The sequence below is a fragment of the Pantoea sp. X-Soil-YNGN-844 genome, from assembly GCF_059730595.1.
On sequence record NZ_AP036007.1, the window covers coordinates 3,366,801 to 3,382,231 of the forward strand.

At 53.2% G+C, this 15,431-nt stretch carries 13 protein-coding genes and 1 tRNA gene; 3 read left to right on the forward strand and 11 right to left on the reverse strand.

Features of this window, described 5'->3' with window-relative positions; translation table 11 throughout:
• Nucleotides 1-54: 54 nt before the first annotated feature.
• From AC6I8C_RS15585 to AC6I8C_RS15605, 5 genes are all read right to left on the reverse strand, one after another.
• On the reverse strand, nt 55-924 hold the full coding sequence (locus tag AC6I8C_RS15585; RefSeq protein WP_497822989.1) for a helix-turn-helix domain-containing protein: 870 nt from the start codon (nt 922-924) through the stop codon (nt 55-57).
• 291 nt (nt 925-1,215) lie between these two features.
• Nucleotides 1,216-1,389 carry a DUF2474 domain-containing protein gene (locus AC6I8C_RS15590; RefSeq protein ID WP_497822990.1) on the reverse strand — a complete coding sequence of 58 codons (174 nt, stop codon included), beginning with the start codon at nt 1,387-1,389 and terminating at the stop codon, nt 1,216-1,218.
• A 1-nt stretch (nt 1,390) separates the two neighbouring features.
• Nucleotides 1,391-2,395 (reverse strand): cytochrome d ubiquinol oxidase subunit II, encoded by a 1,005-nt coding sequence (cydB, locus tag AC6I8C_RS15595; RefSeq protein WP_013359001.1) that lies wholly within the window; start codon nt 2,393-2,395, stop codon nt 1,391-1,393.
• Nucleotide 2,396: 1 nt separating this feature from the next.
• The gene (locus tag AC6I8C_RS15600; protein WP_497822991.1) at nt 2,397-3,809 is read right to left on the reverse strand and encodes a cytochrome ubiquinol oxidase subunit I; all 1,413 of its coding nucleotides are present in this window, start codon (nt 3,807-3,809) and stop codon (nt 2,397-2,399) included.
• 779 nt (nt 3,810-4,588) lie between these two features.
• Nucleotides 4,589-4,969 carry a winged helix-turn-helix transcriptional regulator gene (locus AC6I8C_RS15605; RefSeq protein WP_033784031.1) on the reverse strand — a complete coding sequence of 127 codons (381 nt, stop codon included), beginning with the start codon at nt 4,967-4,969 and terminating at the stop codon, nt 4,589-4,591.
• A gap of 98 nt (nt 4,970-5,067) precedes the next feature.
• Here AC6I8C_RS15605 and AC6I8C_RS15610 point away from each other — a divergent pair, with 98 nt between their 5' ends.
• Complete coding sequence (locus AC6I8C_RS15610; protein ID WP_497822992.1) at nt 5,068-5,925, forward strand: SDR family oxidoreductase; 858 nt, start codon at nt 5,068-5,070, stop codon at nt 5,923-5,925.
• A 351-nt stretch (nt 5,926-6,276) separates the two neighbouring features.
• Nucleotides 6,277-7,935: an alpha,alpha-trehalase TreF gene (treF, locus tag AC6I8C_RS15615; RefSeq protein WP_071888691.1), complete on the forward strand. Its 1,659-nt coding sequence runs from the start codon at nt 6,277-6,279 to the stop codon at nt 7,933-7,935.
• A gap of 74 nt (nt 7,936-8,009) precedes the next feature.
• On the opposite strand, the gene AC6I8C_RS15620 is transcribed toward treF, so the two are convergent.
• The 5 genes from AC6I8C_RS15620 to AC6I8C_RS15640 all read right to left on the reverse strand — a co-directional run bounded on the left by AC6I8C_RS15620 (nt 8,010) and on the right by AC6I8C_RS15640 (nt 11,932).
• Nucleotides 8,010-8,516, reverse strand: a complete 507-nt coding sequence (locus AC6I8C_RS15620; protein ID WP_013359006.1) for a ferritin-like domain-containing protein — start codon at nt 8,514-8,516, stop codon at nt 8,010-8,012.
• A 10-nt stretch (nt 8,517-8,526) separates the two neighbouring features.
• Nucleotides 8,527-9,009, reverse strand: coding sequence for a YciE/YciF ferroxidase family protein (locus AC6I8C_RS15625; RefSeq protein WP_150038570.1), 483 nt, complete (start codon nt 9,007-9,009; stop codon nt 8,527-8,529).
• Between the two features lie 504 nt (nt 9,010-9,513).
• Nucleotides 9,514-9,678 carry a con-10 family general stress protein gene (locus tag AC6I8C_RS15630; RefSeq protein WP_004571242.1) on the reverse strand — a complete coding sequence of 55 codons (165 nt, stop codon included), beginning with the start codon at nt 9,676-9,678 and terminating at the stop codon, nt 9,514-9,516.
• A gap of 742 nt (nt 9,679-10,420) precedes the next feature.
• Complete coding sequence (locus AC6I8C_RS15635) at nt 10,421-11,386, reverse strand: diguanylate cyclase domain-containing protein (RefSeq protein WP_497822993.1); 966 nt, start codon at nt 11,384-11,386, stop codon at nt 10,421-10,423.
• A 470-nt stretch (nt 11,387-11,856) separates the two neighbouring features.
• Nucleotides 11,857-11,932: transfer RNA gene (locus AC6I8C_RS15640), tRNA-Phe, on the reverse strand.
• Between the two features lie 222 nt (nt 11,933-12,154).
• Here AC6I8C_RS15640 and AC6I8C_RS15645 point away from each other — a divergent pair.
• Nucleotides 12,155-13,474: a methyl-accepting chemotaxis protein gene (locus tag AC6I8C_RS15645; protein WP_497822994.1), complete on the forward strand. Its 1,320-nt coding sequence runs from the start codon at nt 12,155-12,157 to the stop codon at nt 13,472-13,474.
• Nucleotides 13,475-13,501: 27 nt separating this feature from the next.
• Here the strand turns inward: AC6I8C_RS15645 and mrdA are convergent, their stop codons facing one another.
• Nucleotides 13,502-15,373 (reverse strand): penicillin-binding protein 2, encoded by a 1,872-nt coding sequence (mrdA, locus tag AC6I8C_RS15650; protein ID WP_497822995.1) that lies wholly within the window; start codon nt 15,371-15,373, stop codon nt 13,502-13,504.
• Nucleotides 15,374-15,431: the final 58 nt, after the last annotated feature.

Below are 15,431 nucleotides of genomic sequence, written 5' to 3' on the forward strand. Positions count from 1 at the left end.
ATCGCACGAAAGATGCATTGGCAGGAGCAGAAGCGATCGCCCCTGCCCTGCCGGCTACGCCTGCATCACCGGAATAGAGAAAACGCCGCTGAGCCAGTCGGGCTTACAGTGCGCAAAATCAAGACGCAACAGGTCTTTGCCCGGACGGCGCGACACGCCCAGCATGGGCAAATGCTGATAATAGATATCCTCGATAAAGCGCGTCAGCTGCTCCGGCCTGCCGCTCCAGTGGATCGACGCATAGAGGCCGCACACCTCGCTCCAGCTGGCGGTATTGTCACCCAGCAGCCCGGCATGTTGTGGTGCCAGCGCCTGAAACAGGCTGATATTCTGCTGGTCAGCAGAGCTATGGCCGGGACCATACTGAAAACCTAACCAGCCGTGCGTCGCATGGCTGCCTGCCAGCGCGACCAGATGCCGTGCCTGCTCTGCCACCCGGTGGTCGTGGTCGGCAATATACTCACCAAACCTGCACTCCCACTCCAGTGTCTCTCCGCAAAGATGCAGTTCTTCCTCACGTTCCACCAGCGTCGCACGCTCTGCCAGCGATCGCACCAGAATACGACCATGGAAGTTTTTAACCGGCAAGTGAGGAATACGGCGAAACGCGCCAGGCGTCAGTGAAAAGTGGCCTTTGAACACCCGCGTGAAGTTTTGCTGGTTATCAAAGCCAAAACGTACGGCGATATCGATCAGCGTCATGCGCGTCAGACGCAGCGCCATGGCCGCCATCGTCAGACGCCGTTTGCGGGTATACGCCGCCAGCGTCTGCCCGGTCATCTCCTTGAACATGCGCTGCATGTGCCATTTGGAATAACCTGATTTCAGGGTGATTTGATCGATATTGAGATCGTCGGTGAGGTTGGCTTCTATCCACTCGACAAGATCGTTAATGTGCTGTTTTTTAATAGCCTGACTGAGCATGATGGCGATTTACAACGCGGGTTAGGACTGGAATTTTCGTTACAAAAGAATAACAAAAATTGCGAATCGGTGTAAGGAAAGGGTAAGGCGCACGCACCTGTTCGGAGCGATTCCGCATTAATTGCTTAGGTTACTAACTAAAAAAGGCTGACTCACGTCAGCCTCAGAAAACTCACAACATAAAGCGATGGGAGCATACGCCACGAGCAAAGCATCGCGGGCCACGGATGGCGTTTTGCGACTTTGCGGAGGGCATATGCTCCCTGAGCCTGTATATGCTCTGCCAGACAATTAATGACTACGCATACCCGCCGCAGTCATCATCATCCGGAACAGCGAGGCGACAACGCCCAGCGCCAGCACGCTGGCGGCGTAGATAAACACCAGCCACAACACACGCTTCCACAACGGTGCTTTCGTCTCTGCGGTGTGGTTGTGGTCTTTCATGCTGCTGAGGCTTTTCATATCAATGATATCCTGCGTCTGCTTTGATTTTTCCACGGAACACGTAGTAGCTCCAGAAGGTATAGCCCAGGATCATCGGGATAATCAGCAGGCTACCCACCAGCATAAAGGCCTGACTCTGCGGAGGTGCCGCAGCGGCCCAGATGGTCACGGATGGCGGAATAATGTTTGGCCAGATACTGATGCCCAGTCCGGAGAAGCCGAGGAAGATCAGCGCCAGCGTCAGCAGGAACGGTGAATAGTGTGCCTCACGCTTGATGGCGCGAATAATGCCCCACGAACAGAGCAGCACCAGCACCGGAACCGGCAGGAACAGGAACAGATTTGGCGTGCTGAACCAGCGATGAGAGATGTCGGCATGCGCAAACGGCGTCCACAGGCTGACGATACCAATAATCACCAACAGCGCAATCACCAGCGGCGTCGCCAGCGCAGACATCTTACGATGCAGTTCATTCTCGGTCTTCATAATGAGCCAGGTACAGCCCAGCAGCGCATAGGCCACCACCAGACCCACGCCGCAGAACAGCGGGAACGGTGCCAGCCAGTCCATTGCGGAACCGGCAAAGCGGCGTCCCTCAACCGGAATACCATCCAGCAATGCACCGACCGCCACACCCTGACTGAAGGTGGCGATGATCGAACCGGCAATAAACGACTTGTCCCAGAATGCACGATGGCCTTCCACCGCTTTAAAGCGGAACTCGAAGGCAACGCCGCGGAAAATCAGACCGATCAGCATGGCGGTCAGCGGAATCGACAGTGCATCGGCGATGACTGCATAGGCCAGCGGGAACGCACCGAACAGGCCTGCGCCCCCCAGCACCAGCCAGGTCTCATTACCATCCCAGACCGGCGCGACGGTATTCACCATCATGTCGCGCTCGCCAGCATCTTTGTTGAACGGGAACAGCAGACCAATACCCAGGTCGAAACCATCCATCACGATATACATCAGGGTTGCGAAGACGATAATCACAAACCAGATAACGGAAAAATCGATCATCTTAGTGGTCTCCATCCTTAAAGGTGGCAGCGGAAAGTGGACGCGCTGGCGTTTTCTTCTGACCCGGTCCACCCTCTTCGGTGATATGACCTTCGCCCACAACCGGTCCCTGCTTAATCAGACGCATCATGTAGTGATACCCCACGCCAAACACCGAGCTGTAGACCAGAATAAAGGCCAGCAGGCTGATGCTCATGTGCATATCGCCATGTGCGGAGACCGCATCAATGGTGCGCTGCACGCCATAAACCACCCACGGCTGACGACCGATTTCGGTGGTAAACCAGCCTGCCAGAATCGCAATCAGACCCGATGGCCCCATTAACAGCGCAAACCACAGGAACGGGCGCGACTCATAAAGACGCCCTTTGAAACGCAGCCACAGGCTGACCACGCCCAGCGTGATCATCAGCAGGCCCAGCGCCACCATCACGCGGAAGGACCAGAAAATCACCGTTGAATTAGGTCGATCCTCTTTCGGGAACGACTTCAGCGCCGGAACCTGCTTGTCCAGACTGTGCGTCAGAATCAGACTGCCGAGATAAGGCACTTCCAGCGCATATTTGGTGCGCTCCTGCTCCATGTCGGGAATACCAAACAGGATCAGCGGTGTGGCTTCACCCGGCGGGTTTTCCCAGTGACCTTCAATCGCCGCGATCTTGGCAGGCTGATGCTCCAGCGTGTTCAGACCGTGAGCATCACCAATCATCGCCTGAACCGGCGCGACGATCAGCGCCATCCATAACGCCATGGAGAACATCCTGCGGATGGCAGGGTTGTTGTTGCCCTTCAGCAGATGCCAGGCCGCCGATGAACCGACAAAGAAGGCACTCGCCAGGAACGCCGCCACCGACATATGGAATAACCGGTAAGGGAAAGAGGGATTAAAGACGATTTTGAACCAGTCCTGCGGAACCACGATGCCATTCTGAATGATGTAGCCCTGCGGCGTATGCATCCAGCTGTTAGAGGCCAGGATCCAGAAGGTCGAAATCAGTGTACCCAAGGCGACCATGCAGGTGGCAAAGAAGTGCAGACCCGGACCTACGCGATTCCAGCCAAACAGCATCACGCCCAGGAAGCCCGCTTCCAGGAAGAACGCCGTCAGCACTTCATAGGTCAGCAGCGGACCGGTGATACTGCCGGCAAACTCTGAGAAGCCGCTCCAGTTCGTGCCGAACTGATAAGCCATCACCAGCCCTGACACCACACCCATACCGAAGTTAACGGCAAAGATTTTGGACCAGAAATGGTAGAGATCGCGATAGGTTTGATCGCGGGTTTTGAGCCACATACCTTCGAGTACAGCCAGGAAGCTGGCGAGACCGATGGTGATGGCGGGAAAGATAATATGGAAGGAAACAGTAAATGCGAACTGAATCCTGGCCAGATGAAAGGCATCTAATCCGAACATTGCTTACCTCTTTGCCACATAGAACACCATGTATTTACTTATTATTAACAACTTAAGCCTGATGCGCTGACTTCTCTGCGCTTATTGAAATTCCCGCCGCAAATTTAGAACTATTCGCGGCGAGGAAACAGAAACAGTGGGGTTAATGAAAACTATAACAGTCTTTGTTGATTTTGATCATTGTTTTTAGCGGGAATTACTTATTTAAAAATAAGGCTTAAAGGTTAATCAGAGCGTATTTATGTGTCGTTAATGTTACGGTATTTGTCACTTTTAAAATTCACATCGGCAAAACAAATCCTGACTAAAAAAAGCCTTCAACCGGCTGTTTTCAGACGTTATTTTGTTATAAACCCTGATTTCAAAAAGGTCAAATCTGAGAGAAAATAAATTAAATAATCTTATTTTTTAACGAGTTAAATCAGTAAATGAGTACCACCACCGCTTTGTTTATTTTTTTGCATTACCCTTGCTAATTCAGACCTGCACCCAGGCGAAAAATAGCCAGAGCGGCACCTTTAAGCGCGACCGGAAATGTTAAAAAAATGGGTCAAAAAGCTGGACTGAATTAACAGCGCATCCGAAGCAGTCGCTTATTCCGGGCCAGAGCCTGATGAAATGATTTAATAACCAGCAAAGAGGCGAAAAAACCGCTTGGGTTATTTTCGCTGCCGTTACGTTATTCCGGTTTCAGGGAGAGAAATGGGAGAAGAACAGATCACAAATCTCCTGCCAGCATCTCCACACCTTCATGACGGGATAGCTGACAGGCGGGGATTTTACTCAGCTGCAGACTTTTCACGCTGTGCCAGAATCCGGCTCAGGTTCAGCTCCAGCCAGTCCGCCAGCCCTACAACCTGTTCACTGACTTCGCGACCAAGCGGGGTCAGACGATACTCCACGTGCGGCGGTACGACATCGTAAGCGATGCGCTGCACGAAGCCATCTTCTTCCAGATAGCGCAGATTCTGCGCCAGCATCCGTTCACTGACGCCACCGACCGCCCGGCGCAACGCACTGAAGCGCAACGTCTGGTCCTGCAGGGCCAGCAGAATCAGTACGCTCCAGCGGCTGGTCACCCGTTTCAGTACGTCGCGCGACGGACAGTTAACGTTAAGCAGCTCACCACGACTAAATTTTTCACTCAGTTTTTCAGACATTTAACCTGCGCACCTCAAACTAACAATTCTGTAAGTACTTACTAAAAATTAGTTTATACCCTAGTCTGAATTTCACCAACAGCCACAGGAGTCATCCCATGATTGCAGTTACAGGTGCCACCGGCCAGCTGGGCCGAATCGTTATCGATGCATTACTGAAAAAAGTTCCGGCGGCAGAAATTGTTGCCGCTGTGCGTACGCCCGCCAAAGCGGCCGATCTTGCTGCGCTGGGCGTGATTGTGCGCCAGGCCGATTATGGCCAGCCAGAGACGCTGCAGGCCGCTTTTGCAGGCGTGGATAAGCTGCTGCTGATCTCGGGCAGTGAAGTGGGCCAGCGTGAGGCGCAGCATAAAGCTGTCATCGACGCTGCAAAGGCTGCAGGCGTGAGCTTTATCGCCTACACCAGTCTGCTGCATGCGGATACCTCACCGCTGGGTTTAGGTGTTGAACATCGCGCGACTGAAGCGCTGCTGAAAGCCGCGGGCATCCCGTTCGCCCTGCTTCGCAACGGCTGGTACACCGAGAACTATGCCGCCAGCATTCCTCCGGCGCTGGCACATCATGCGTTTATCGGCGCGGCAGGTGAAGGCCGCATCGCCTCTGCTGCCCGTCAGGATTACGCTGAAGCGGCGGCTGAAGTAATAACCCGTGACGATCAGGCGGGCAAAGTCTATGAGCTGTCCGGCGACGACAGCTATACGCTGGCGCAGTTTGCTGCGGAGATTGCCGCACAGAGTGGTGAAAAGGTCGATTACGTCAATCTGTCTCAGGCTGATTTTGCCGCCGCGCTGAAAGGCGCTGGCCTGCCAGAGGGTCTGGCGGAGATGCTGGCGGATTCTGATGCCGGTGCAGAAAAAGGTGGCCTGTTCGATGATTCGCGTCAGCTGAGCAAACTGATCGGTCGCCCGACCACAAGCTGGCAGGCGGTGATCCGCGCGGCGCTGACGAACCATTAATCCAGCTCTCTCTGAGCGGGCAACCCTGCCCGCTCAATTCCTACTCCTGCCCTGATTTCCGTTGCGTATGCCATTTTCTGCACCCTTTGCGGCTGCGGTTTCTTTTACAAAATGTGAATAAATGCCAGTTTTCTTCAGCTTAAATTTTTTTATTCATGCTGCTAAGAGATTCATCCGAAATGTGTTTTTTGTGAACACCGCTATATTTGGTTGAATTGACTGGAATTTATTAAAAAGCCTCGATTAATCGACAATTTTTATTACGTTCATAGATATTCTGCATTGTTGTTCCGCAGGATGAGAGGTCTATAATTTCCCCTTTGTGCAACCACGACCGCTCAGGAGGCCGTTATTAATACCCATCGCCAGCAACAAAATGCACTTGAAGAGGTTCGTGCCGGGGCGGAAGTTGAGTATCAATACGATCCCCATGAACTGAAACTGGATCGCATGCAGGATTCTGAACCGGAACCGGAGCTGATTGAAGGCTTACCGGCACCGGATGCGCTCACGCCTGCCGATCGTTATCTGGAACTGTTTGAACATGTCCAGATGTCGCGGATTTTTGAGGACAGCAAAACCTTCCCCGACTGTTCGCCTAAGTACGATCCGCTGGATGTATTGATGCGCTACCGTCGACAGAAACGCAGCAGTGATTTCGACCTGTCGCGTTTTGTCGCCGATCACTTTTATCTGCCTGGCGTAAACGAAAGTTTTTATGTTTCCAATCCGGATAAATCGCTCAACGAGCATATCGACGATCTGTGGCCGGTTCTGACCAAAATGCCGCAGCAGCATATGCCGCACTCATCGCTGCTGCCGTTACCGAAACCCTATGTGGTACCGGGCGGACGCTTTGGCGAAACCTACTACTGGGACTCCTACTTCACCATGCTGGGCCTGGCGGAATCGGGCCGTGATGACCTGCTGCGTCACATGGCAGACAACTTTGCCTGGCTGATTGATAACTACGGCCATGTGCCAAATGGCAACCGTACTTATTATCTCAGCCGTTCTCAGCCGCCGGTATTTGCCCTGATGGTGGAGCTGTTCGAAGAGGATGGCGTGCGCGGTGCTAAGCGCTATCAGGAACAGCTGATGAAGGAGTATCAGTTCTGGATGGATGGTGCCGGCTCACTGATGCCAAACCAGGCCTATCGTCACGTCGTGCGGATGCCAAATGGCTCGCTGCTGAACCGTTACTGGGATGACCGTGATACGCCACGTGATGAGTCGTGGATGGAAGATGTCGAAACCGCGCGCGAATCTAAACGTCCGGCCAGCGAAGTCTATCGTGACCTGCGTGCTGGTGCAGAGTCGGGCTGGGATTACTCCTCGCGCTGGCTGCGTAACCCGAAACGGCTGTCGAGTATCCGTACGACACAGTTTATCCCTATCGATCTGAACGCGTTCCTGTACAAGCTGGAGCTGATGATTGCCACCCTGTCGCACGCTAAAGGCGAAGAGCTGACGGCGCTGGCCTGGCAGAAAAAGGCAGAAACGCGGAAACGCGCTATTACCCGTTACCTGTGGGACAGCACCGCTGGTGTGTTCCGCGACTACGACTGGCGTCGTGAGCGTTTTGGTGCCTTTACCGTTGCCTCGGTCGTTCCGCTGTTTGTGGGTCTGGCGACGCCGCATCAGGCGCACCTGCAGGCAATCTCCCTGCGTCATCTGTTGCTGAGCAACGGTGGCCTGCTGACCTCAATGGTCGAAAGCGGTGAGCAGTGGGACCGTCCTAACGGCTGGGCACCGATGCAGTGGATGGCCGTTGTCGGCCTGAATAACTACGGTGAAGAGACGCTGGCAAGTGAAGTCGCGGTGAACTGGCTTAATACGGTTAATAACTTCTATCAGCTGCACCACAAGCTGGTCGAGAAGTATGACATCAGCGGCGATCGCGCCCGTCCCGGCGGCGGCGGTGAATATCCATTACAGGATGGCTTCGGCTGGACGAACGGCGTTACGCGTAAGCTGATGACGATGTATGGGCATTTAATGGCTGACTGAGTGTCGCAGCCTGAAAATCACTAAAACGCAAAAGCCGGGTCATTCCCGGCTTTTTTCATGCAGGCATTAAGGCGTTACTTCTTCGCTTCTGCGCCCGGCTGCGACGCACGTTGCAGGAATTTCTGAGTCACTTCAGGCAGGTGTTGCAGCAGCCACTCCGCCATGGCCACTTCCTGATCGCGGATCTCGTTGAGGATGCGAACGCCCTGCGTATCGCCCACCTGCTCCGCAGCGGCAATCAGGCTGGTGTAGCTGGCGATCTCAGCATTCTCAAAAACGTAGCCACTGATGGCACCCTTCACCACTTCATCAGAGTTAAACATACCGCCCACCGCCTGGCCGGTCGCCGCCATTTTACCCATCGCATCTTTCATCACAGAGTGATCGATAGCGTGGCTGTCGAGCAGCTGTTCCAGCAGGGTCAGCTGATGCTTAGTTTCTTCCAGATGTTGCGCCAGACGCTGTTCCAGCGCCGGATAGTGTTCAAGACGGCCTGACATCTTGCTCAGCATGCTTTCTGCCTGCTTTTCCATCGCATGCGCATCGCGCAGCCAGTCATGATAGTGTTCGATCGCAGTCATGTGTTACTCCTTAAGAGACAGTAATAGCTTCGGCTACCGAGGTGAGTTTCTCATCCGTTTGTTTCTCTTCATCCAGGGTCGCGGCCAGCAGCTCTGCCGCTTTGGTATAACCCAGCTTCAGCGCCAGCGCATGCAGCGTACCGTAAGTAGCAATCTCATAGTGCTCTACTTTCTGCGCTGCACCGATCAGCCCCTGATCGCGGATTTCACCCTTTTCGACCGAGTCGATAATTTCCTGGGCCTCTTCAACCAGACCTTCAAGCGCATGGCATTTCATTCTTTTAATTTTGACTTCAGGTGTCACGTCTACCAGTTCATCCAGTCGTTCAATCTGAGCACGGGTCTCTTCCAGGTGCTGATTGAATGCAGCAATAAGGTTTTCGTCACTGGCTGCGCGCGCCATTTTAGGCAATGCACGGGTTATCTGTTTCTCAGCGCTGTATACATCGGATAGGTCATGGATGAACAGGTCGTTTAACGTTTTCACTGTCATAAGATAGCCTCATTGATTAAAAAGCTGCGTCGGTAATAACGCAACGGCAGTCATGTCGTTGACACCTGAAAAGTCTAGTGGAGATTATTAATATCGCACGTTTCATCAGTCTGAATTGAAGACAGAAGTGGCATATAAAATGCATTTTCCTTTTCACAGCAGTCATTTAGCGGATAAAAGTTTTTATGACTACGGCTTCGCTAGTCAGGTGGAATTTGTACAAATCGATAAATCTATGTATACATTTTTCAGGATTAAGTGCATAAAAAAAGCGCCATTCAAAACTTAGTTGTACAGGAATTTATTAATCCGTATAAGTTTAAACGATAGAAAATAAAAAAACCGGCAGGAAAAACCCAACCGGTTTAATTAACGGTGTCTCTCTGTGCCGATGATAAATCAGCGACATAATTCAGGAGGTAATTATCTTACAGGCAAATAAAAAGAGAATCTGTACAGCCTGGTAAACGCACCAAACTGCCGTTACGGCAGTATGAAAAGCGTTTAGCTTCTGCGGCTTACCTTACCTCCCTTACGCCCGGCTTCGATGGCACGTTCGGGATCGTTTTTAAAGTTCCCGCCGCTTTTCTGGCCGCCTTTTCGCCCTGCTTCCGCAGCACGCTCTTTGTCGGCTGCAAAATTTCCGGCCCCACCACGATATTGAGTCATTCTGTGTTCCTCTTTGAAATTAAAATCAGAATGTGCACAGTTAATGCTTCATCAGGCCGATTCAGCAACATAAATGTAGACAGAAAACTGGACCGATCAAGCGAGAAAAATAAAAAATCCTTCACACTACCCCATTATTGATAGCACAACACTCACTCGTAATGGTAACGCATTTCAACTATCGCTCAGTACTATTTAAAAAAGGGATGCGGTGTAAAATACATTTCTTACAAAAATCGCCGCGCCCTATTAATCGATCATTTTCGAAAAATGTCCAATTGAAAAAAAAGTAACCGAAGCGGTACCAGGATAGCTTGTTCAATATGAGTTAGTGAAGATGATCAATAAACGATCAAATTACCTAAGCGAAGCGGTAAATATATTTACACTCCTCCGTTCTGAGCGCCGAATTAAGCGAGACGCAAGACTTTGATCATGCCAGCTGAAAATAGCTGATTCTGATCAATAAATGATCAATTACCCTGGTTTAATGAAAATTTTAATCAGAATGGCTCGTAATAATTGGTGCTGATATTCAGCAGTAAACGAAGCGGTACTATTCAGGTTATCCGGGGATAAGAACCGCGTTTTCGGAATAGTACAAAAAAAAATATTTTCTGTGGAGAAATTCATAGGTTTGTGAGCCTGCAGGAGGCGAAATAAAAAAACCAGCGGGTGTAATCGTGCAGTGTCAGTCGGGAAATAACGCATCAGTGGTGTGCAGGGAGGAAGCCTGGCAGTGTCAGAGGGGGTCAGACACGGCGGAATAAAAGGCAACGCCGCGTTTACCGTTCTTCTTTATGCGGTACATGGCTTCATCAGCACGTGCCAGGGCGGTATCAAAGTCATCTTTTACCTCAACCTGTGACACGCCTACTGACGCGCCTATGTGCGCGTGCCCGTTAGCCAAATCAAAAGGGGTAAGCACCGCATCAAGGCAGGCATGCGCCAGCTGTCTGACCTGCGGCTGCCTGAGTGCAAACGGCAATAGCAGGACGAACTCATCGCCGCCGAGCCGGCCAATGATCACTTCTGCCGGAGAGAGCTCAGTCAATCGCTGGCTTAACTGAATTAACACTTCATCACCGCTGCGATGCCCCAGGGTATCGTTGACGTGTTTGAAGTTATCCAGGTCAATAAAGACAACGCAGAGCGGCCCCTGCGCTTTCATTTCACAAAAAGCATTTTGCAGGGCATGGCGATTATTGAGCAGCGTAAGGGGATCGTGCAGCGCCAGCAGGGCTAGCTGCTCTTCATATTGCTTCTCTTTGGTCATGTCGATGTGAGTGCCGATGACTTTAACCGGCTCGCCGTGCGCGTTCCACTCGCTGACCCGGCCCCGATCCAGCACCCACGTGATACTGCCATTTTTGGCGATCATGCGATGCAGCGCCTCATAGTAAGGCGCTTTTCCGGCGATGTGATCGTTAAACGCCCGCAAAACTTCGGCGGCATCATCAGGATGCAGGCTCTCTTTCCACGATTCGAAGTTGGCGTCGGTCTCTTTGGGCTTGAAGCCGAGCATCGCGCCCCAGCGCCGATTGAAGATCACCAGCTTGCCGCTGGGAATATCGAGCTGCCACAGGAATAATCCGGTGCCATCCAGCGCCGCGTTGAGTTTTGTACGGGCGTCATGTGCTATACGCTTCAGACGCGCATTATGCTTTTTCAGGTTCTGTATCTGCAGACGCAGCGCTTCTTCTGACATGACCGTGAGAGAACTGTAAAAAGGGCTATTGTGCCTGTCAGGGTGATTCTGTAAAGAGTGGCTACTAAAACACGATTAGCCGCGGTCAATTGCAGGCTGGACAGCACATCAGGCGGTGCGGGTCTGGCAACACAGCACAGAGGCGAAGCAGCAAATTGGTTTCGCCGTGAAATCTGTTTGCATTGTTACAGCGTTGTGAGGCGAAATGCGCCGGACTGAAGTGAAATTCGGAAATGTCGGGGAGTCTGGCGAACCTTCGATAACGGGTTCGCTCCAGAACGCAAAAACCCGCCAGAGGCGGGTTCTTTAAATTTGGTGCCCGAACCCGGACTAAAATGCCGGGAGCATTTTTGCATCGCGCCTCAGCGCGACCCGCAGGGCGAGCCACTGGATGTGGCGAGTGTATCGAACCTTCGATAACGGGTTCGCTCCAGAACGCAAAAACCCGCCAGAGGCGGGTTCTTTAAATTTGGTGCCCGAACCCGGAATCGAACCAGGGACACGGGGATTTTCAATCCCCTGCTCTACCGACTGAGCTATTCGGGCAACGGGGCGCATTAAACCAAAGCGGCCCGGCAGCGTCAAACGCTTTTCACCAAAATTACATCGACTGACGGCTTTTCCATCAACTCCAATATCGGGTTTGACCCGACGCAAAAACCTCGCGTCTGGCCGGATAAATTTTAGTCAGCGGAGCGGTAAAGGCTCCATTGTGCCGCGATTTTGCCGATATAGGAGGCGAGACCAACACTAATAATAAGGATCGCCATGTTTTTCACCATTACATCAGGTATCGCTTCACGCCACGGCTGGCAGAAGCGGGCTCACTCAGCGGCCACGCTGAGCTCGCTCCACGGCTCCATCGCCATGGTTGAATTCTCCCCCGATGGCACCATTCTCAGCGCCAATGCGCTGTTTCTGGCGCGCATGGGCTACACGCTGGCGGAGATTGAAGGCCAGCACCACAGCCTTTTTTGCACGCCGGAACAGCTTCAGTCGCGGGACTATCAGGATTTCTGGCTGCGGCTGAACCGGGGCGAAAGCTTCAGCGATAAATTTCTGCGCATGGCAAAAAACAGCCGCCCGATCTGGCTGGAAGCCAACTATGTGCCGGTGCAGAACCGCCATGGCCGGGTGATTAAAATCGTCAAACTGGCCACCGACATTACGGGCCATATCAACGATGCGCAGGAGCAGCGCGCTATCACCACCGCCATTGAACGGTCGATGGCGGTCATCGCCTTTAACCTCAAAGGTGAAGTGCTGAAAGCCAACGACAACTTTCTGAAAACCATGGGCTACCGTCGTGAGGAGGTAGAAGGTATTCACCACAGTCGCTTCTGTTCGCAGGCTGTACGCGACAGCCGCGAATATAGCGAGTTCTGGCAGCAACTGAACCGGGGCGAATTTGTCTCGGGTCAGTTTCCCCGGGTGAATAAACGGGGCGAGACGATCTGGCTGCGCGCCACCTACAATCCGGTATTTGACGAGCAGGGCCGGCTCTACAAAATCGTCAAATTTGCCACGGATGTGACCGCACAGGTGGAAAAGAATCAGCAGGAGCATGATGCGGCACAACGGGCTTATCACACCGCGCTGCAAACGGATGAAAGCACAAAGCTGGGCGCCGATGTTATCGCCAGCAGCGTGGAGACCATGAATGCGCTGGCGGGTGAGCTACAGGGGATCTCCGGGGATATTACCGGGCTGAGTGAGTCCTCCGATCGTATCGGGGCGATTGTGGAAGGTATTCGCCGGATCGCCGATCAGACCAATCTGCTGGCGCTGAATGCCGCCATTGAAGCAGCGCGGGCGGGCACCCATGGCCGCAGCTTTGCGGTGGTGGCTAATGAAGTCCGCACGCTGGCAGCCAACATTAACCGCGCTACTACCGACATTGAAAACCGGATTCAGCAAAATCATCTGCTGGCGAACCGGGCACTGAAAGGTATTGAGTCGAACCTGAAACGTGCCGACCAGGGCGTACAGCTGGCTCAGGAGGCGGGCGGCGTGATTGCAGAAATCCGTGAAGGCGCAACGGACGTGGTGCGCGCCATCGGACAGGTCACTAAAACGCTTAAAGTCTGATGCTCTGCGGGGGCCTTCGCCCCCTTTTTACGGTGTGGCCTGAGCGGGTGCTTCTGGTACCGGCGGAATAAAGATATGGTCCAGAATATCCCGCATCACGGGCGCAGCCGTTACCCCTTCCCCGCCACCATTCTCCAGAATTAACGCCACCGCCACTTTCGGGTCATTAAACGGCGCAAAGGCGGTGTAGAAGATATGGTCACGCAGCCGCACCGGGATCATCTTCGCGTTATAAGTCTGGTTCTGACGCAGGCTGAACACCTGCGACGTCCCGCTTTTCGCAGCGATGCCATAAGGTGCGGTATGGAAATATTTATAACCGGTGCCGTTGGGCGCGTTAGCCATGCCAAACATCGCGTGACGCACCAGCGACCAGTACGGTGAGTGAGGATCGCCAATCTGCGCCTCGTGCTGTTGTGGATGGTAGTTTTCCACCAGCGTGCCGCGCTGGGTTTTCTCCAGCAGATGCGGTGCGATGACCCGACCATTATTAATCAGCGCGACCATCGCCTTCACCATCTGAATCGGCGTCGCAATCCAGTAGCCCTGACCAATGCCTACCGAAACCGTGTCGCCCTGATACCAGGCCTTTTTATGTACCTTCTGCTTCCACTCACGGCTTGGCAGCAAACCGTTGTACTCCTCATTCAGGTCGATGCCGGTCGATTTGCCGTAGCCAAACTGGCTGAGCATGGTGTGAATCCGGTCGATGCCCATCATGAAAGCCACCTGATAGAAGAAGGTGTCGGCAGACTCTTCTATCGCGCGAGTGACATCCAGCATGCCGTGCCCGGTTTTCTTCCAGTCGCGATAGCGCCGGTCCGTGCCTGGCAGCGTCCAGGTCGGCGCACCAAAGAACTGCGACTGTGGCGTAATCACATGGGTCAGCAGCGCCGACATCGCCATATAAGGCTTCACCGTCGAGGCGGGTGGATAGAGTCCCTGCGTGACACGGTTGATCAGCGGCAGGTCTTTATCCTGCAGCAGCTTTTTGTAAGCCTGATAGCTGATACCTTTCACAAACGGATTCGGGTCGTAGCTGGGGCTGGAGACCATCGCCAGCACGGAGCCGTCGTGCGGATCTTCAATCAGCAGCGCCGCACGCTGCCCGGCCAGCAGGCTCTCCACATACTGTTGCAGATGCAGATCCAGCGTCAGCGTCAGGTTTTTACCCGCGACCGGCGGCACCTCTTTCAGCACCCGCACAATGCGGCCATGGTTATCCACTTCCACTTCCTGATAGCCCGGCTTGCCATGCAACAGCGCTTCGTAATAGCCCTCAATCCCCTGCTTGCCGATGTTGTGGTCAGCCGCATAGTTTTCGGCGATACCTTCCGCATTCAGCCGTTTGTAGTCGTTATCGTTGATTTTCGACACATAACCGATCACATGGGCCAGATCGGCCCCATAGGGATATTCACGATCCTGGTAGGTCTCAATGCTGGCACCGGTAAAGCGGAACTGATTGACCGCAAAGCGGGCGACCTGCTCTTCGGTCAGCTCCTCTTTCAGCACGACCGGCTTGTAACGACTGGTCTGCTTCAGCGCACGGCGGAAAGTGTCGATCTCATCGGGTGTCAGATTTACGATCGGCGTCAGCGCCCGCAGCGTGGCGTTCATATCGTCAATTTTATAAGGCGTCAGCGTGATGGCGTACCAGCTGACGTTGCGCACCAGCGGAATACCGTTGCGGTCATAAATCAGCCCGCGCGTCGGGGCGATGGGGATCATCTTGATGTCGTTCTGGTTGGATCGCGTCTGGTAGTAGGCATGGTCGCGCACCTGTAAGCGGAAAAGGTTTACGCCAAGAATAGTGAAACAGAGACAGACCAGAGCAAAGGCGATTGCGGCGCGACGGGCAAACAGCTTCTCTTCAGCATCGAAGTTACGAAAGTTCATCAGGGGGCATTATTAGGCGACTAATTATTATCTGTTATTGCACACTATGATAAAGCGC